General features: G+C 39.3%; 19 protein-coding genes and 1 pseudogene. 16 read left to right on the top strand and 4 right to left on the bottom strand.

Translation table 11 applies throughout. The annotated features are described in order from the left end of the window. Window positions 1–263: 263 nt before the first annotated feature. Entirely contained in the window at window positions 264–1652 is a 1389-nt protein-coding gene (locus ABOA58_RS22635) for a PLP-dependent aminotransferase family protein (RefSeq protein ID WP_350300122.1), read from the bottom strand. Between the two features lie 188 nt (window positions 1653–1840). Here ABOA58_RS22635 and azlC point away from each other — a divergent pair, with 188 nt between their 5' ends. The 4 genes from azlC to ABOA58_RS22615 all read left to right on the top strand — a co-directional run bounded on the left by azlC (window position 1841) and on the right by ABOA58_RS22615 (window position 4941). Beyond that, on the top strand, window positions 1841–2596 hold the full coding sequence (gene azlC, locus ABOA58_RS22630; RefSeq protein WP_350300121.1) for an azaleucine resistance protein AzlC: 756 nt from the start codon (window positions 1841–1843) through the stop codon (window positions 2594–2596). Continuing rightward, entirely contained in the window at window positions 2593–2925 is a 333-nt protein-coding gene (locus ABOA58_RS22625) for a branched-chain amino acid transporter permease (RefSeq protein WP_350300120.1), read from the top strand. Before azlC ends, ABOA58_RS22625 begins: the two co-directional genes overlap by 4 nt. Window positions 2926–3433: 508 nt before the next feature. Then, the gene (locus ABOA58_RS22620; protein WP_350300119.1) at window positions 3434–4135 is read left to right on the top strand and encodes a cytochrome P460 family protein; all 702 of its coding nucleotides are present in this window, start codon (window positions 3434–3436) and stop codon (window positions 4133–4135) included. 62 nt (window positions 4136–4197) lie between these two features. Then, complete coding sequence (locus ABOA58_RS22615; RefSeq protein WP_350300118.1) at window positions 4198–4941, top strand: DUF4405 domain-containing protein; 744 nt, start codon at window positions 4198–4200, stop codon at window positions 4939–4941. Between the two features lie 24 nt (window positions 4942–4965). Here the strand turns inward: ABOA58_RS22615 and ABOA58_RS22610 are convergent, their stop codons facing one another. Then, window positions 4966–5868 (bottom strand): AraC family transcriptional regulator, encoded by a 903-nt coding sequence (locus ABOA58_RS22610; protein ID WP_350300117.1) that lies wholly within the window; start codon window positions 5866–5868, stop codon window positions 4966–4968. Between the two features lie 482 nt (window positions 5869–6350). Here ABOA58_RS22610 and ABOA58_RS22605 point away from each other — a divergent pair, with 482 nt between their 5' ends. Together ABOA58_RS22605 and ABOA58_RS22600 are read left to right on the top strand one after the other, a co-directional pair. After that, the gene (locus ABOA58_RS22605; RefSeq protein WP_350300116.1) at window positions 6351–7334 is read left to right on the top strand and encodes an aldo/keto reductase; all 984 of its coding nucleotides are present in this window, start codon (window positions 6351–6353) and stop codon (window positions 7332–7334) included. Window positions 7335–7365: 31 nt separating this feature from the next. Further along, on the top strand, window positions 7366–8217 hold the full coding sequence (locus tag ABOA58_RS22600; protein ID WP_350300115.1) for an aldo/keto reductase: 852 nt from the start codon (window positions 7366–7368) through the stop codon (window positions 8215–8217). Window positions 8218–8630: 413 nt separating this feature from the next. On the opposite strand, the gene ABOA58_RS22595 is transcribed toward ABOA58_RS22600, so the two are convergent. Further along, on the bottom strand, window positions 8631–8846 hold the full coding sequence (locus tag ABOA58_RS22595; RefSeq protein WP_350300114.1) for a hypothetical protein: 216 nt from the start codon (window positions 8844–8846) through the stop codon (window positions 8631–8633). 222 nt (window positions 8847–9068) lie between these two features. Here ABOA58_RS22595 and ABOA58_RS22590 point away from each other — a divergent pair, with 222 nt between their 5' ends. From ABOA58_RS22590 to ABOA58_RS22580, 3 genes are all read left to right on the top strand, one after another. Continuing rightward, on the top strand, window positions 9069–9713 hold the full coding sequence (locus ABOA58_RS22590; RefSeq protein ID WP_350300113.1) for an MBL fold metallo-hydrolase: 645 nt from the start codon (window positions 9069–9071) through the stop codon (window positions 9711–9713). Between the two features lie 190 nt (window positions 9714–9903). Then, window positions 9904–10308, top strand: coding sequence for a YbaN family protein (locus ABOA58_RS22585; RefSeq protein WP_350300112.1), 405 nt, complete (start codon window positions 9904–9906; stop codon window positions 10306–10308). Window positions 10309–10600: 292 nt separating this feature from the next. Then, window positions 10601–11308 carry a DNA alkylation repair protein gene (locus tag ABOA58_RS22580; protein WP_350300111.1) on the top strand — a complete coding sequence of 236 codons (708 nt, stop codon included), beginning with the start codon at window positions 10601–10603 and terminating at the stop codon, window positions 11306–11308. A gap of 263 nt (window positions 11309–11571) precedes the next feature. On the opposite strand, the gene ABOA58_RS22575 is transcribed toward ABOA58_RS22580, so the two are convergent. Beyond that, window positions 11572–11787 (bottom strand): hypothetical protein, encoded by a 216-nt coding sequence (locus ABOA58_RS22575; protein WP_350300110.1) that lies wholly within the window; start codon window positions 11785–11787, stop codon window positions 11572–11574. 373 nt (window positions 11788–12160) lie between these two features. Between ABOA58_RS22575 and ABOA58_RS22570 the strand changes: the two genes are divergently transcribed. The 7 genes and pseudogenes from ABOA58_RS22570 (at window position 12161) to ABOA58_RS22540 (ending at window position 17461) form a co-directional block, all read left to right on the top strand. Beyond that, on the top strand, window positions 12161–12604 hold the full coding sequence (locus ABOA58_RS22570) for a MarR family winged helix-turn-helix transcriptional regulator (protein ID WP_350300109.1): 444 nt from the start codon (window positions 12161–12163) through the stop codon (window positions 12602–12604). Between the two features lies 1 nt (window position 12605). Further along, window positions 12606–13655: a threonine aldolase family protein gene (locus ABOA58_RS22565; protein ID WP_350300108.1), complete on the top strand. Its 1050-nt coding sequence runs from the start codon at window positions 12606–12608 to the stop codon at window positions 13653–13655. 38 nt (window positions 13656–13693) lie between these two features. Then, window positions 13694–13900 (top strand): annotated as a pseudogene (locus ABOA58_RS22560) (alanine--tRNA ligase-related protein); the annotation flags it as partial. Beyond that, on the top strand, window positions 13895–14362 hold the full coding sequence (locus ABOA58_RS22555; RefSeq protein ID WP_350302945.1) for an alanyl-tRNA editing protein: 468 nt from the start codon (window positions 13895–13897) through the stop codon (window positions 14360–14362). The pseudogene ABOA58_RS22560 and the gene ABOA58_RS22555, both read left to right, overlap by 6 nt. Window positions 14363–14813: 451 nt before the next feature. Further along, window positions 14814–15101, top strand: a complete 288-nt coding sequence (locus ABOA58_RS22550) for a hypothetical protein (protein ID WP_350300107.1) — start codon at window positions 14814–14816, stop codon at window positions 15099–15101. A 294-nt stretch (window positions 15102–15395) separates the two neighbouring features. Next, window positions 15396–16097, top strand: a complete 702-nt coding sequence (locus ABOA58_RS22545; RefSeq protein ID WP_350300106.1) for a response regulator transcription factor — start codon at window positions 15396–15398, stop codon at window positions 16095–16097. Beyond that, complete coding sequence (locus ABOA58_RS22540) at window positions 16094–17461, top strand: sensor histidine kinase (protein WP_350300105.1); 1368 nt, start codon at window positions 16094–16096, stop codon at window positions 17459–17461. Before ABOA58_RS22545 ends, ABOA58_RS22540 begins: the two co-directional genes overlap by 4 nt. Window positions 17462–17463 lie beyond the last annotated feature (2 nt).

Below are 17463 nucleotides of genomic sequence, written 5' to 3'. Positions count from 1 at the left end.
AAAAGTGAAAATTCATGAAGGATAAACGGGTCTTCATTTAAATGGTCCGGGGTGAGACCATTCCGGAGATTTGTAGACTAACTCGATAATAATTAAGTTGTCAAAACTTGAACATTTATTTCCACTCTAGGCATTCGCTTTGGGCGGGTGGCTCGCCCTCGGCGCTTTTGCGCCTGGGGGATCTCCCTAATACTCAATTTTCTCGCAGATGTCTCGAACCTTCCGATCCAATCAACTAGAATGTTTTTTTTACTAGACTTAAATCAGCCTAGATACTGTTTTAATATTTCTAATCCTATTTTTAACTCATCGAATGAGTTTGTGGAAGAAAGTGCAATACGCAAATACATATCAGGGGTGGTCTGCCCGCTTTGAAAACGGTTGGAATGAAAAACTCGAATACCGCGCCTTTTCAAATCCGTTTCCAGCAGTAACGCATCATTATGCCCTTTAATTGGAAGCCAACGATATAAACTGAGAGGATGTCCGACATCCTTTCTTAAGGGGAAATATTCCGAATAAATATCATTTGCAGTTTGTGCAAGCCGTTTCTTATGAGAAACAATTTCATGAGCCTTGCCTGATAGGATTAGCTCTGTGATAACCTCTGCATCAAAAGAAGAGGTCTTTACATTAATGTTGAAAATGGCCTGGGAAATTTTCTCGCGAAAGGCATCCCCATAAACCATATAGGCAACTCTTAATCCAGAACATATTGACTTAGAGGTGCCGCAAATATAAACGCTCTGTTCCGGAAGCAAATGGAACATCGGCTGCCGGTAGTCGGAGATAATGCCTGCCGTCAGAAATGCATGAATATCATCCTCAATCAAAATTAAACGATGCTTTCGGATGACCGCAGCCAATTCTTGCTTTCGAATATCCGACATCATGATTGTGGTTGGATTGTTGCAAGAGGGCATCAGAAATATGCCGTCAATATTTGTTTGACAACATTGCTTTTCAAGTTCGTCTGTCAGCATTCCAAACTGGTCTCCGGGAATGGGCACTAACTTAATATGAAACATCTTTGCCAGCTCGATAAAGTTTGAATAGGTGTATAAGTCGGTTGCAATTCTATTACCAGGCTCAAACAAAGCAGCGAGGGCAACAGCCAATGCATTTTGGGCACCGGAAACGATTGCTATATGCTCTTGATCCGCGTGAATGCCGAAAGATTCCATCCAGTTTAGAGCTGCTGTTTTTTGATGTGGAATACCAGTCGGATCGTTGTAATTCAGCAGCTGCTCCAAATAGCTTTTGTTCACGGTTTTTTGTAAAGTTTCTGAAACGATATCATTGGTTTGCTCAAAAGATGCCACAAAACCAAGATCAATGCTGTTTGCCGTTTTATCCGCGGAAATGGTTATGGAACGAGTGGCATTGGGAGCCACAAAGGTTCCGCTTCCCGTAACGGCATATATCAATCCCTTTACCTCGCACATTTTGTAGGAACGGGTAATCGTAGTGAAATTTAAGTCAAGAAAATCTGCCAATTCTCGTTGCGGGGGCAACTTTGTTCCAGGTGCTAAAAAACCATTTGTTATATCTTGTTCAAGTAATGATGCGAGAGATTTATAAAAAGGACGCTTTAATGCATTCTTATCAGGTTTCCAAGACATAGGATAATTGTCAAATGAATTTACTGGCATACTTCACCTCTCCTAGACTTATTCCATACAATCATATCATTTTTTGTATGGAATTCTAATATTGAAACGGTCGGCTTTAAAAGAATATAAGGTGATTAGCCTATCAGACTCCCCCATTTTGATGAAATGGGGGAATTTTATTTTAATTGTAATCCATACAATTAACTTGTTTTTTGTACGGATTTTGTATGTTAAGTTTAAATAAATTTAGCCATCAGGATGTGATTTATATGAAAAAACGAACTCAAATGATATCAGCATTTCGTGCGGCTTTTCCGTACACAGTGCCCATTTTGGCAGGCTTTTTATTTTTAGGCATCGCTTATGGGATCTTTATGAATTCATTAGGGTTCAGCGCGATTTACCCGATATTGATGAGTCTAACGATATTTGCAGGATCGATGGAGTTTATTGCAGCCAATTTATTGCTTGTCGCGTTCAATCCGATTAACGCCCTTTTTCTAACCTTAATGGTGAATGCACGGCATTTGTTTTATGGCATATCCATGCTTGATAAATATAGGGGGACTGGTAAGAAAAAGCTGTATCTGATTTTTGGGCTTTGCGATGAGTCTTTTTCCATCAATTGTACAGTTGATGTACCGAAGGATGTGGATAAGGGCTGGTTCATGTTTTTCGTGACACTGCTCAACCATTGCTATTGGGTGATAGGAGCAGCGATTGGCGGCATCTTTGGCTCTTTTGTCAAATTCAATACGGAAGGACTCGATTTTGTTATGACGGCTCTCTTTGTCGTGATTTTCATTGAACAATGGATGAAAGAGAAAAAACATCATAGTGCTCTCGCTGGGCTTGGGCTGTCAGCTGTCTGCCTGATTATTTTTGGCGGAAGCAATTTCATTATCCCTGCCATGTTTGCCATTTTAGGGGTACTTACCTTACTTAGAAAGCCGTTAGAGAAAGTTGAGGTGAGAACCATATGACAATGACTTTAACGCAGCAAATCATTACAATTGCGATGGTTGTTTTAGGTACAATGCTTACAAGGTTTCTTCCCTTCATCGTTTTCCCATCAGGTAAACCTACACCGAAGTATGTACAGTATCTCGGTAAAATGCTGCCATCCGCGGTAATTGGGCTTTTGGTCATATATTGTTTAAAGGATGTGAGCTTACAATCGGGAAGTCATGGCATCCCTGAATTTATTGGGGTGGCGGTGGTTGCCCTGCTTCACTTTTGGAAGAAAATGATGCTCCTCTCCATAGCGGGGGGAACGATTGTCTACATGATGCTGGTGCAATTGGTTTTTTAAATGATGATAATCAGCACATCTAATTATTATTTTATTGAACTTGATGAACAAGATTAATCAGTCTAATAGTTTACGAGCAGAGCTGTCTTTAAGGCAGCTTTTTCTTATATGCATTTCTTCACAAGCTCAACTTTAAGCCCCCTGAATACCTCTGAGTAAAATACAAATGTTGATACCCCTCCTAATTTACTTATTTTGGATATTTAGAGTCTGTATTAATCAATCCGTTTTCAGTATGATACAAAATTGTTAGATAGAAACGTAAGAGGATTAGGCATTGATTTAAGAGAAATAGGACAGCGGCCGCTTTTTAATCTGTAGCATAATGAGGATACCTCTATATTAATACATTACTTTTATAGTGTTTATGTGGCTAATGCCATATTGAATTCAAATTACAAATTCACTGCATATATGCTGAAGTGATTGTACTAGATAGGGATATTCAGGTTGGAACGATTGCGAGTTTTGTATAGAAATAATTCGGAAAGAAAATAGGAGGAAAATGATGAAAAAACGATTATTTATGTCCCTGGCTTTGGTCATGTCCTACACTCTTTCAGCATGCAGCAGCAATAATGACAGAAATGGGGTTTCTCAACAGGAACAACAATCAGAATCCAATCGTGAATTGGTTGAATTCCCTGAGAACTACGATAAGGGTGTAAACTATACGACTGTTAATCGTGGAAATGTCAGGGAGGAACTCTACACGAGCAGGGAAGCGATCGAAGCGGTGCAGAACGGGCAGCCAATCCCTGACGGCACAATAATCACACTCGAAATCTATAGGGATGAAGATCTTGATGAAATCTTCGTAATGGAAAAGCGCGCTGGCTGGGCTGATGGGAACCCATCTGAGATGCGTAATGGAGATTGGCTATACCAGGAATTCAATGGAGACAAGTCGGTGGATTACAAGGAAGAAATCGGTCGATGCTTTACTTGTCACGCGAACCAGGAACGGGATGACTTCGTGAACACGATGGATGAAATGAAAAGTTTTGACCTTGGAGAGTTTACAGGATCAAAGGATGGCAATACAGGATCCCAGATAGCAGGTATCCCCACAGAACACTGGGAGGTAAAAGCGGCAGATGATCTGGAGGGCTCTCGGGATATATTGCATGGAAACAGATTAATGGAAGAAGAAAAATCCGGAATTCTCCAGAAGGTTCTTTTGATGGTTCATTATAATGAAGAGACATAGGGAGTTAGCTTCGACGGAAAACCGAATTAGGGATAAATAAAAATTAGAAAGAGGAGAACTTCTTGAATCGAAATATGTTAATCCGGCTGGTCATTGACCTTTCTATGACAGTTCTGATGTTAGTTGCAATGGCTTACCAGATTACTGGAAATATAATACATGAACTGGTAGGCGTAGTATTGTGTTTATTGTTTATTACCCACAATATTTTAAATCGACGATGGTATAAGACGATTTTTAAGGGAAAGCACAATGTACGGCGTATTGTGAGCGTAGTGGTCAATCTGCTTTTTCTTGTATCCATGGCTGTAGTGTTGATAAGTTCTGTGCCCATATCTCGTGACATAATACCTTTTAGTCCGATAAACAATGACACGGTTCTATTGCAGATACATGTTATGACTTCATATTGGGGATTTATCTTCATGGCTGTGCATATAGGAATGTCCTGGGCAACCATTGTCAATTCAGTACGAAAGATGACTGGAATTACTGGCACAAGCCGTATCCGCACCATTGCATTTCGTGTTATAGCGGTGTTGATTGTTGTTTATGGGGTTCAGGCTTCTTTTGAGAGGGAGATGCTTAATAAGTTAACCATATATAATCCGTTTGGTTGGGAATTTTATGATTCCTCCATGGGGTTTTTACTAGATCATCTAGCTATCATGGGAATATATATCAGTGGGACTCATTATGTTCTGAAATTTGTTCAGAAGCAGGATAAAACTAGGCTTGAGACAACAGGTTTTAAAGAGAGGAATATTGAAAAAAATAAAAATTTCCAGAATAAAAAAGTGCATTAATCCATAATAGATTAATGCACTTTTTTATTCATATGTTGCCTTCAGGCGGTTAATATCTTCTTTTGGCGGTAAACCAAACAAGCGGGAATATTCACGGCTGAATTGGGATGGGCTTTCGTAGCCTACGCGGAATGCTGCTTCAGTGGCATCTGTTGACTCGGATAATAATAGGCGACGGGCTTCCTGTAGCCTCAGTTGTTTTTGGAACTGAATAGGACTCATTGCCGTTACCTCTTTAAAGTGCCTATGAAGCGATGAAACGCTCATATTTGCAATTTCCGCAAGGTCTTCAATCCGAAAAGACTGGTCATAGTTATTCATTATATGATCGACAACGTCGCCGATTTGATAGGTGGAACTTCCTTCTATCGCAATTTGGCCCAGAGTAACTCCATGCTCCCCTTGTAAAACCCTATAGATGATTTCCTTCGTGATAAGAGGTGCGAGTACCGGTATATCATTAGGTTTGTCCAGCAAACGGGCCAATCTGGTTACCGCGTCCAACAGAGATAACTCTATTTGGCATACATACATGCCTCTTTTAGCATGTTCTTTCTGGTTAACAGCAAGCTGAGTATCCTGTAATACCTCCAAGATCTGGTTTGGTGTAAATTCGAGTTTGAGTGCCAAATATGGATTTTCGGAAGAGGCTTCAGTGACTATTCCGGTAATTGGCAAGTTAACAGAGGCAATAAGGTAATCGGCTGGACCGTATACATAGCGATCCTGTGCAAGTAATACCTCCTTCATGCCTTGAACGATAATGCATAAGGAAGGCTTGGAAACTCCGTAATTCGGACCGGTAACAGTAGAGAATCGAGAGTAAAATAAAGAAGGAATAGCAGTCGGATGAGACCCGTCCTTGCCTGTGTGACTCTCAATGAGTTTGGTGAGCTCAGCCCGCTGTTTATAGATTTGTTCAGACATAAAAACCTCCTGTTTCCTTATTCTTTCTAGTTTCATTCTAATACATATCGCTCTGGAGTTTAAGTGTTGTGAGAGGATTAGGCAATGATTTGGCAGGAATGGTATAAGGGTTTCTTATTTATTTATTGCATAATAAGGGAGTAGATGAAGGAGTTGAAAAGCACCATGACTAACTCTTATCAGTTTTTTAGGTTGAACATCTCAATTTGTCATTTCAGACAAAGCAGCTGCTTCAGTGGGCGTAACGGGTTCTGCAGCAGGACAACTTATTACCGTATTTTGCGCTTGCCAATGCAATTGACTCCTATTACTATCGGGCTTGCACGTAGGTTCTCCAAACCAGCGCATGATTGATCTTTTCTTACATTATGATAACACAATCAGATTTTCTTAATGACACCAATGTGAACTTAACACCACATCGGTTGCGGATAAAATATAAAAGCAAAGTGACAATCAAAAAAGAGGAGGGAATATAAGTAATGCAAAAACGCAAATTAGGAAGAAGTGACTTAGAAGTTTCTTCTATCGGACTTGGATGCATGGGCATGAGCCATGGTTACGGTCCTGCTTCGGATAAGAAGTTGATGATTTCGCTGATTCATGAGGCAATTGACAGAGGTGTTACTTTTTTCGATACTGCCGAAGTATATGGTCCATATGTAAATGAGGAGTTGTTAGGAGAAGCGCTTGCTCCATTCAAGGGAAAAGTGGTTATCGCGACTAAATTTGGTATCCAAATGGAAAATGGCAAGCAGGTGCTCGACAGTAAGCCGGAGCGTATTAGGCAATCAATCGAAGGCTCACTTAAACGGCTTAAGGTTGACACTATTGATCTTTACTATCAACATCGAGTGGACCCAAGTGTTCCAATTGAAGAGGTTGCCGGAGTAATAAAAGACCTGATCAAGGAAGGTAAGATTAAGCATTGGGGACTTTCTGAAGCAGGGGTGGAAACGATTCGTCGTGCACACTCGGTTTATCCACTCACTGCCATTCAAAGTGAATACTCAATGATGTGGAGAAGCCCTGAAGAAGAACTGCTGCCTACCCTTGAAGAGCTTGGAATTGGATTTGTTCCTTTCAGTCCGTTGGGGAAGGGATTCCTTACTGGGAGAATTAATAAGGATGCAACGTTCGCCAGTTCCGATTTCCGCAATGTTGTTCCTCGCTTCAAACCTGAGAATATCGAAGCAAATCAGGTATTGGTCGAACTGATAAAGAAGATTGCCGTAGGAAAAGATGCAGCGCCCGCTCAAATAGCACTAGCATGGGTACTTGCTCAGAAGCAATGGATTGTTCCGATTCCCGGTACACGGAAATTGGAGCGCCTTGAAGAAAATCTTGGTGCAGCAGATGTTGAAATGACCCATGAGGAATTGAATGATTTGAACGATGCGCTCTCGAAAATCGAGATTTCGGGAGATCGCTATCCGGCAGAATACGCAAATAGAGCAGGGAAATAACAGATATTTAATGAGAACAGGAGGATTTAATATGCAAAAAGTAATGTTGAACAATGGTATTGAGATGCCGATACTAGGTTTTGGGGTTTTTCAAATACAAGATGAAAATGAATGTGAACAAAGCGTTTATGACGCTATTATGGCAGGCTATCGTCTTATCGATACCGCTGCCTCTTATCTAAATGAAGAAGCAGTCGGCAGAGCAATCAAGCGGAGTGGTGTGCCACGAGAGGAATTGTTTATTACTACAAAACTCTGGGTCCAGGATGCTGGTTATGAGAGCACAAAGAGCGCATTCGCAAATTCGCTGAAAAGACTACAATTGGATTATCTGGATTTGTATCTAATCCATCAGCCATATGGGGACGTATATGGTTCTTGGCGCGCGATGGAGGAATTGTACCGTGAGGGAAAAATCAGGGCAATTGGAGTTAGTAACTTTCAGATGGATCGTCTAGTGGATTTGATTATCCACAATGAAGTAATTCCTGCAGTAAACCAGGTTGAAACTCATGTTTTTAACCAACAAATAGAAAGTGCGAAACTTATGCAAGAGAACAATGTTCAGATAGAGTCATGGGGTCCATTTGCTGAAGGAAAAAATAACATGTTCCAGAACGGAATATTAGTGTCCATCGCTGAAAAGTATAATAAATCTGTGGCACAGGTGATTTTACGATGGTTGACACAAAGAGGAGTCGTTGCAATTCCAAAGTCTGTTCGTAAGGAAAGAATCATCGAAAACTTCAAAATCTTTGACTTCGAATTGGGCCAAGAAGATATGGAGAAGATTGCTGCGTTAGATACGAAAGAGAGCTTGTTCTTTTCTCATAACGATCCTGAAATTGTGAAATGGCTCAGTACCCGTAAACTTGATATTTAACGCTCTCTTCCAAAATGAAGCGTAGAAATAGTCGATTTCCTTTTTAGGAATATCGGCTTTTCTTCATTATAAACATTATGATGGGGATTGTAGAAAATTGGAATCTGAATCGCTGAAAAGGCTAGGCAGTGGCTTACCTAGCCTCGGACTGTAGACAAACTCGATATTAATTAAGATGGCCTACATTTTTTTGAGGGAGTGTAAAATATGAACGTTGATTGGAACGTAGGGCACTCGCTTTCCGCGGGCGGTCCGGGAGCCTCCTCGGCTTGCGCCTGCGGGGTCTCCTTTGGACGCGCTTTTCCCGCAGGAGTCTCGAACACCCGCTCCAATCAACTTTGTTTAAAAATTCAGATGGAACCCCTTTTATCTACAAGCAGGCTAGGCAGTGAGCATGCCTAGCCTTTTCATACTCAAGAAAGTTGTTGTGTAGCAGTAAACTTGTAGTTTCTTAGGAAAATCATTACCGAACTTACTATCAATGATAGTAAACCCACGAATACCACGTATTGTGTCCCCAGCTCTGATATGAATAATCCACCTGCTGCAGCACCAATTGTCGTTCCCAAGTTAACCGCTGTTAAAAATAGTCCATTAGCGAAATCAGGAGATTCGGGGGCAGAAGACATGATCCAGTATTCTTCATTGGACTTACTAACGGGGGCGTTAGCTGAAGAAAAGGGGTGTCTTTAAGGCATCTCTTTTCTTATGGGAAGGGTGTAGAAGGACTATTACATGAATAGTAGAATTATAATAAATGGAATATATTTTTAACTGTAAATCCAAGGTTCCTTAAAAGTTGCTTGATTTTAATAATTTTAAATCAATTGCATAGTAAGGAGAATTTTAGTATGAAAATAAAATGGTTTGGACATTCTGCCTTTTTACTAACATCCGAAAGAGGAACCAGGATTCTTATAGATCCATATTATCGCTTCATCCGTTACCGTATGCCAAGCGTTGAACCAGATATAGTTGCCGTTACACATGATCATTTCGATCACAATAAAATTCAAGCTGCAACAGGTGATTACTTGCTTGTGAATGAGCCGAAGGAATACATCCGCGAAGATGTAAGAATTAGTGGGTTTAAGACATTTCACGACAAGGTAAATGGCGAGAAGAGAGGCCCCAATATTTTATATCGTTTCCAAATGGACGATCTAACTATCTGTCACTGTGGAGATTTAGGGCATCTATTATCAGAAGAACAAGTAAATGAAATTGGAAAAGTAGATATTCTCATCATTCCTGTAGGAGGTACAGTCACGATTAATGCCATAGAAGCTACTCAAGTAATGCGTCAATTGAAATCTACTATTACTATCCCCATGCACTATAGAACAAAGTCATTGTCGGTTGTTGGATTGATGTTTTCAAAGCTAGATAAGTTTCTTCAGATTTCCGGACAGCGAACAACCGAAGTTAAGACATTGGATATTTCCAAAGAAAATTTGTCGGAATATGCTGGTGTGGTTACAATGCTGTATGAATGAATTTAAGGCTGAGATGTGGATTTAATTAAAGTCACTGCGATGTCTAAAAAATGTTGCGACAGAAGAATGAATTGGTAAGATATCCTGTTAATAACTAAAGGGCAGGTTAGTTCAAGAACAAAAAGGAAGATACTAATCAATTAGACTTCCTCTTTACGTTATAAGGGGATAGAATATAAATAAAAAGGTGATGACAATAAAAAAAGTAAAAAGTGTCCTATTCTTTCTTCTTGGGTCCATATCTCTTTTGATTGGTATTGCAGGGACTGTGTTACCAGTTCTGCCGGGCGGTCCGTTTTACTTATTTGCTGCCTTTTGCTTTGCTAAAAGTTCCAAGTCGATTGAAAATTGGTTCAAGAGCACCTCATTATATGAAAAATACGTTGAAGCATTTCTGCAAAAAAAAGGTATGACTCGAAGAGAGAAAATCAGAATCAATTTAATTGCCGATTTCTTCATCGTAATTTCTGTATTTTATGTGGACATCCTATTAGTGAAAATCTTATTGGTCGTGCTTGCCCTTTACAAACATTATTATTTCATTAAAAAAATTAAGACAATTGATCGAAACAGTACGGAAAAAAGAGCTTTTTGAACCTTCAAATAACGGAGTTGCTTCGGCAGCTCTTTTTCTAATGGAGCTAACGGGGCAGTGGAATCGAACAAAAACAAAGGGTAAATCCCCTGATTCTAAGCTACTGTATCAGAAGGCATTGTTTCTTACCATCAGTCGGAATAAAGTGCCAACATTCATTAAGTGCATTCCTGCGTAACAATCATGTGCTTAGACGGTGCTGACAAATGGCAGTCTATTATAGGATAATGGTGATATATATTTGATGGGCAAATATTAGGGGGAAACTCCATAAAGAAGGAAGTGCTAAACGATGAATTTAGAAATGGTCATGCAGGAGCTTGAAGCCCTTGGCAAGGAACGAACTAAAAAAATGTACATATCCAATGGTGCGCATGAGCCTCTTTTTGGCGTGGCTACAGGCGCCATGAAACCAATTGTAAGGAAAATAAAAATAAATCAGCATTTAGCTGAAGAGCTTTATTCCACAGGCAACTATGATGCAATGTACTTTGCAGGCATTATTGCAGACCCAAAAGCCATGACCGAGTCTGATTATGATCGTTGGATGGATGCTGCGTATTTTTATATGCTGTCCGATTATGTAGTGGCTGTAACTTTATCAGAGTCAGATATTGCACAAGAAGTTTCTGATAAATGGATTGCAAGCGGTGAAGAGCTGAGAATGTCAGCGGGCTGGAGTTGCTACTGTTGGCTTTTAGGAAATCGGCTAGACGTTGAATTTTCAGAAAGCAAGATTTCCAATATGCTTGACCTTGTGAAAAATACGATTCACGATTCGCCAGAACGAACGAAATCCGCTATGAATAATTTTCTATACACCGTGGGGATTTCATATTTGCCGCTCCATGAAAAGGCAGTCGAGACCGCAAAGGCAATAGGAATAGTAGAAGTCAAACGGGACAAGAAAAAAAGCAGTTTTCTAAATGCTTACGAAAGTATTCAAAAAGAAGTCGGTAAAGGAAAGCTTGGTTTTAAACGCAAGCATGTAAGATGTTAAAATTAGCCTCGCAAAATTGAAGTGTAATTATAAAGATACTGTACTTGAGTAATTATGTATGGGTAAAGCACTTCAGCTCATTTTCATAAACAACGAACGGGTGCGAAGATCATTAAGGCTCACTAAAAATAATCAAACTGAATAATAATTCACAAGAAAATCCATTTTGAAAAATCCTTTTTCAAAATGGATTTTTTTTATTTACGCTAATATCGGGATTAAAGACGACATTTTGATTAATCATTATTTTAAAGCTGCAGCAGTTAAAACATTTCATTAACTTCCCATGATTCGACTATTTGATGCGCCATCCTTGGATCATATCCTTTGCCCATCAGATAGGCAATAGCTGCAATTTCCATCATTGCATGAGGGACAGATGTTTTTTGAGCTTCGTTTAAACCATACTGTACCCAAGGGCCAACCTGTGACAATGTTTCTTGTTTGAGCTGGTGTGGGTTAGTGTAAGGAGGATACACAATATTACATCCTTTCAAAAATATAGTTAAATATCACAATCCTATTTTATGCACCTTAACTCATCCTGTGTTAGATAATCTCAGATAAAAGTTATGGGTCAAAGGATGTCCTTCTTCAACAATGGAGGGAGGGGAGTTTAAGTGGGAAATTGCACAAGTGTTTCTAATTAAAGTATTGTAACTTCCTCGAGAAGAAACAATCAACCTAAAAGAATGTAAACTAAATCAGGTTCAAGCTAAAAGTGAATTTTTTGAAATTGGTCAAACTAAGGGTATCGATTGAACCTTCAAACATTTATAAAAAAACGTTGACAAAGTCCACTAATCACAATAAAGTATTAGTGGATAAAGTCCACTAAAAAGGAAGTCTTTAATGAATATAAATAAAAAAACCATTGCAGATATACGGCAATTCAATAGATTTTATACGAATATACTTGGTGTGTTGGATAAGCATATTTTGGATACCGGATATTCTTTCACTGAGGCACGGGTAATTTTAGAAATCGGTTTGATGGAGCAGTGTATAGCAAACAATTTAGTTGATAAACTGGAAATTGATCGCAGCTATATGAGCAGAATAATTAATAAGTTAAGAAAAGATGGACTGGTTATGAAGGAAAACTCGGCCTTGGACAACAGAACTAGTCTAATTCGGCTGACTCCTGAAGGGTTGACTCTTTTTGACCAACTTAATGAAAGATCTGATGAACAATTAGTGAGGTTATTCCAAGGATTATCACAAAACGAAATAAAAGAAATCCATGCTTCTATGATGTTCATTCAGAAGAAATTGGATAGTTTGGGGAGATTATAGGATGATACGTTTTGAAAATGATTATACAGAAGGTGCTCATAAGCGAATTCTGAAACGATTAATAGAAACCAATGAAGAACAAACACCCGGATATGGAGTGGATGAACACTGTGAAAAAGCGAGAGCTTACATTCGAAAACAGTGTGATGCTGCAAATGCAGATATACACTTTTTAGTGGGTGGAACACAAACGAATACAACTATTATCGCTTCAATTTTGCGGCCGCATCAAGGTGCAGTTGCTGCAATTACCGGGCATATCGCGGTACATGAAACAGGAGCAATTGAAGCCACTGGTCATAAAGTGCTTACTTTGCCGAGTGATGATGGAAAAATTCAAGCTGAACAGGTGAAAGAATTATATGATGCTCACTGGAATGATGTTACTCATGAGCATATGGTACAGCCAGGCTTGGTTTACATTTCTAACCCTACAGAAAATGGAACGACTTATAGTAAAGCCGAATTGGAAGCATTAAGTGAAGTTTGCCGGGAATGTGGTTTGCCGTTGGTATTGGATGGCGCTAGATTAGGGTATGGCTTGGCTTCGAAGGACAGCGATTTAACCTTGGCGGATGTTGCAAGGCTATGTGATGTGTTCTATATAGGGGGAACGAAGGTTGGTGCAATGTTTGGTGAAGCGGTAGTCATCATGAATGATGCCCTGAAAAAGGACTTCCGCTATTTCATCAAGCAAAGGGGAGGAATGCTGGCTAAAGGGAGACTATTGGGGATCCAGTTTGAAACCTTATTTGAAGACGGCCTATACTATGAAATTTCTAAACATGCCGTGGAAATGTCAATGATGATTCGAGAAGCATTTGTTGAAAATGGATTTTCATTACGATATGATTCCACATCAAATCAGCAATTTCCCATCTTGCCGGAAGATGTGATTTTGGAATTAGGCAAAAAGTATTCATTCTCCTTCTGGGAAAAAGTCGATGCTACACACAGTGCTGTGAGATTTTGTACCAGTTGGGCTACGAAAAAAGAACATGTTGACATGCTTGTAGAGGATATCAAGGAAACTAAAAAATGGCCACGATAGAGTGATATTTAGAGAATAGTTATCTAAAAGAATGTTCGGCAAATATCGTTTCCAGACAAGACCGATTTGTAGTGTTCGATCAAACCATTTTTTATCCAGGCGGCGGTGGGCAGCCTTGTGACCGGGGAATCATTAAACAAGGTGATGAAACCTATACTATATTAACAGTAAAAAAAGTAGATGGTGAAGTGATTCATGAACTAGAACGACCATTACAGGACATTAATCAATCAGTTGAAATGCAGATTGACTGGACTTGGCGGTATCAGAATATGCAGTATCACACATTATTGCATGTCATTTCAGGTTATTTTTATCAACATTACAATGCTTTAGCTACAAGCAGTCAAATTGAAAAAGAACATGCGAGATTAGAGCTGTCTTTTTCTCCTGAAATAATACAAGAAATCCCATTCAATCAATTAGAACAATCGATAAAGAAGGTACTGGCACAACCCCATAATGTTCACACGCTAACAATTAGCAGAGCTGAAGCAGAGCAAAAAGAAGGGGTAATTAAAACGGTCATTAATTTACTTCCAGCTTCGCTTAACGAAATTCGAATCGTTCAAATAAATGATATTGATGAGCAAGCATGTGGAGGAACCCACGTCAACAACACGAATGAAATTAAAGACTTTTCCATTATGAAAATTCAACAAAAAGGTCCCACGAAAAAAAGAATTAAAATTCAATTATTGGGTTAAGTTCTGCTATCTAATCCTTCTTCAAAACGGTGCGTTACTTGAATGGAGTTAGGGGGTTATATGGCTGGCTATTGTACAGTTTTGATCATTAAAATAGGATTAGGGGGGATGATAGTGTGAATATTAAGAGAAAAAAGTCTTTTATACTATGTTTTATAGTTCTTTCATTTTCTGCAATTGCTATCATCTCAAACTTTAATACACTCGAAAGCACAAAAAGTGCATGTATTGAAAACAATAAAACACCTAACGTTGAAAAGAACTTCTTAGCTATAAACTGGACTGTATCATGTGAATAATACTGCTGCACTAAGGGAGTTGCTTCGGCAGCTCTTGTTTTTATAGAGCTAAATTGGCAGGATCGTGCTGTTTGATCTTTGGTCAACGATTAGGCTAGATAATTGAATGGGATTTAGGTGAAATGCAGGAGATGTTTTGGAGGGGGATGCAAGTGGAGGTTGGAGAGCTGCTTCATATTCGTGAGTATATAGGGAAAAACCACGAGCATTCTTCATTCGATTTTAATGTTCACCAAGTTGAATACTATTTTGTTTGCGACCTGGTAAAAGAGAAAATTTATAAATCGCCTACCAATCCAGATAGTCACCAAGTAGGGGTAGAATGGATACATATTAATGATTTACTTCAGAATAGGATATATCCTAAAGAACTAAGGAAATATATCATACAGCATGTTAATAATCAAAAGTCTCCAGTTTATTTAGGGGATATTAATTGAAGCCTTGTTCAACAAACGGGCGTGATCTTTAATAAGAGCGTTGCGTGAACCAGCCAACAAAGTGAATAAATAAAGCCATATTCTTTCGTAAAAGAATATGGCTATTTAAATTTATTGGGTAGTTTAGAAAGATTGCTTTGCAGGATTACCTTTAGCGAGACTCTTCGCCGGAAGCAAATCATACACCCATTAAACTCGTCATAATACACTATTTTCATAGTGTTCTATCTGTAGTATCTTTGTTTGACATAATACATAAATGGGGACAGTCCCATACAAAAGGAGGTCTTCCAAATGAGTAAAGAATCAATACTAATCGTAGAGGACGAAGAAAAAATCTTAAGACTGCTTGAATTGGAGCTTGAAATCGAAGGCTACCAAGTCGGAAAGGCAATGGACGGAAAGGAAGCACTTGAAGCGTATCGATCACGAAAGTGGGATTTGATCTTATTGGATGTGATGCTTCCAGGCATAAGCGGGATCGAGCTGCTTCGGAAAATTCGTACGAAAAACAATTTCACCCCTGTCATCCTGTTAACTGCAAAGGGCTCGGTTGAAGATAAAGTTTCCGGTCTTGATCGCGGTGCGAATGACTACATCACTAAACCTTTCCAAATTGAGGAATTGCTTGCCCGAATTCGTGCCGTTTTAAGAATGCGGACTGCTGCACCTTCAATGGAAGATGAATACGAGGGATGGCTGAATACTGCTGATTTAAAGGTGAATGTCAAAACACGTGAAGTCATTAGAGGTGAAAGCGAAATTGACCTAACGCCAAAGGAGTATGATTTACTTCTTTATTTACTGAAGAATAAGCGTCAAGTGCTAAACCGGGATCAAATACTGGAAGCGGTTTGGGGGTATGATTTCTATGGAGAAACAAACGTGGTGGATGTGTATATCCGATATGTTCGCAAAAAGCTCGAATATGGTTTTGATACGCCGCTTATCCATACTGTAAGAGGCGTTGGCTACGTCCTGAAGGATGCAAAATGAGACTTCGCAAGAAAATAAATTTATATACAGCGGTGCTATTCATTTTCCTGCTCCTATTGATGAATGTTTCCATTTATTTTGTCTTTAGTAATCTGATGGTGGTGAATGAACTTAATCGTGCGAAAGCGGAGACAGAGAAAATTGCCTTTGATGTTAGTAAAAACGTTAATAATATATCTCCAAATGATTTACTTCGATCCTATCTGCCTATAGATGGCATGATTGGTATTGTAAAAGAGGGTCAACGAAAAGGTACAGCTGTTACATCCAATTCTGAGAAACAATTAAGCAATCGCAATAGCAGCTTTTATCCCGGTGAGAAGAGCGCGATCATCACTTATCATCAGAACAAGTATGTATTCGTTTCAAACCCGATCATTTGGGGGGATGGAAGTGTAGTTAATCTTCAAATCACCAAAAGCATTTCAGCAACCGAAGAAATGCTCGCTGTTCTGCGCATCGTATTAATCGCTGTTACAATCATTGCCATGATACCTGTTCTAATATCAAGCACTATTCTTAGTAACTTTATCGCCCGTCCGATTCGATCGATGATTGATACGATGAAGGAGATTCAAACAAGCGGCCAATTTAAGCGACTTAGCCTGGAAGAAAAAGCAAAAGATGAACTTGTGGAAATGGGGAAAACCTTTAATCACATGATTGATTTGCTGCAAGCTAACTTCGAAAAACAGGAGCAATTCGTATCAAATGCCTCACATGAATTAAAAACACCGCTAACTGTCATAGAAAGCTATGCAAGTCTTTTGAAAAGAAAAGGGTTGGAGCGTCCTGAGTTGTTTGATGAATCAATAGAGGCCATTCATTCTGAAGCCATTAGAATGAGAGAGATGACAGAGCAAATGCTCCTGCTTGCAAAGCATCAGGAAAAATGGAATATAGAGAAGGAAAACGTCAATCTGACCGATATCATGGCAGACTTAGCGAAAGTCTATAAAAATGCGTACAATCGAACAGTGGAGATTGATAGTAGCGATGCAATTGAAGCACTTACGGACGTGCAAAAGTTAAAACAGCTATTGTTTATTTTTTTAGATAATGCAAGAAAGTATAGTGACGAGCAAATCTCAGTCTACATAGGACAAACAAGTAGAGACGCATATATCCGCATCGAAGACAGAGGGGATGGAATTCCACAGGCTGAATTGCCAAAAGTGTTCGATCGCTTTTATCGTGTAGATGAAGCAAGAAGCCGAAAGCAAGGCGGATCAGGTTTAGGGCTTTCCGTGGCAAAGGAAATTGCTGATGCAATTGATGTACGGATTGAAATGGATAGCCTCGAAGGCAGAGGAACGAACGTTACTCTTTTATTTAATAAAGCCAGAATGACGTTGGATGGGTGATA

Origin of the sequence: Peribacillus frigoritolerans (assembly GCF_040250305.1) — a bacterium.
Classification (GTDB): Bacteria; Bacillota; Bacilli; order Bacillales; family DSM-1321; genus Peribacillus.
The sequence above is the reverse complement of the archived record's forward strand: the minus strand, read 5'-3'. Positions and strand labels throughout refer to the sequence as shown.

Excerpts from the sequence above, each read along its gene's own strand:
- ABOA58_RS22635 (WP_350300122.1), bottom strand. The coding sequence starts at position 1,652 with ATGCCAGTAAATTCATTTGACAATTATCCTATGTCTTGGAAACCTGAT.
- azlC (WP_350300121.1), top strand. The coding sequence starts at position 1,841 with ATGTTAAGTTTAAATAAATTTAGCCATCAGGATGTGATTTATATGAAA.
- ABOA58_RS22625 (WP_350300120.1), top strand. The coding sequence starts at position 2,593 with ATGACAATGACTTTAACGCAGCAAATCATTACAATTGCGATGGTTGTT.
- ABOA58_RS22620 (WP_350300119.1), top strand. The coding sequence starts at position 3,434 with ATGAAAAAACGATTATTTATGTCCCTGGCTTTGGTCATGTCCTACACT.
- ABOA58_RS22610 (WP_350300117.1), bottom strand. The coding sequence starts at position 5,868 with ATGTCTGAACAAATCTATAAACAGCGGGCTGAGCTCACCAAACTCATT.
- ABOA58_RS22605 (WP_350300116.1), top strand. The coding sequence starts at position 6,351 with ATGCAAAAACGCAAATTAGGAAGAAGTGACTTAGAAGTTTCTTCTATC.
- ABOA58_RS22600 (WP_350300115.1), top strand. The coding sequence starts at position 7,366 with ATGCAAAAAGTAATGTTGAACAATGGTATTGAGATGCCGATACTAGGT.
- ABOA58_RS22595 (WP_350300114.1), bottom strand. The coding sequence starts at position 8,846 with ATGTCTTCTGCCCCCGAATCTCCTGATTTCGCTAATGGACTATTTTTA.
- ABOA58_RS22590 (WP_350300113.1), top strand. The coding sequence starts at position 9,069 with ATGAAAATAAAATGGTTTGGACATTCTGCCTTTTTACTAACATCCGAA.
- ABOA58_RS22585 (WP_350300112.1), top strand. The coding sequence starts at position 9,904 with ATGACAATAAAAAAAGTAAAAAGTGTCCTATTCTTTCTTCTTGGGTCC.
- ABOA58_RS22580 (WP_350300111.1), top strand. The coding sequence starts at position 10,601 with ATGAATTTAGAAATGGTCATGCAGGAGCTTGAAGCCCTTGGCAAGGAA.
- ABOA58_RS22570 (WP_350300109.1), top strand. The coding sequence starts at position 12,161 with ATGAATATAAATAAAAAAACCATTGCAGATATACGGCAATTCAATAGA.
- ABOA58_RS22565 (WP_350300108.1), top strand. The coding sequence starts at position 12,606 with ATGATACGTTTTGAAAATGATTATACAGAAGGTGCTCATAAGCGAATT.
- ABOA58_RS22555 (WP_350302945.1), top strand. The coding sequence starts at position 13,895 with ATGCAGATTGACTGGACTTGGCGGTATCAGAATATGCAGTATCACACA.
- ABOA58_RS22545 (WP_350300106.1), top strand. The coding sequence starts at position 15,396 with ATGAGTAAAGAATCAATACTAATCGTAGAGGACGAAGAAAAAATCTTA.
- ABOA58_RS22540 (WP_350300105.1), top strand. The coding sequence starts at position 16,094 with ATGAGACTTCGCAAGAAAATAAATTTATATACAGCGGTGCTATTCATT.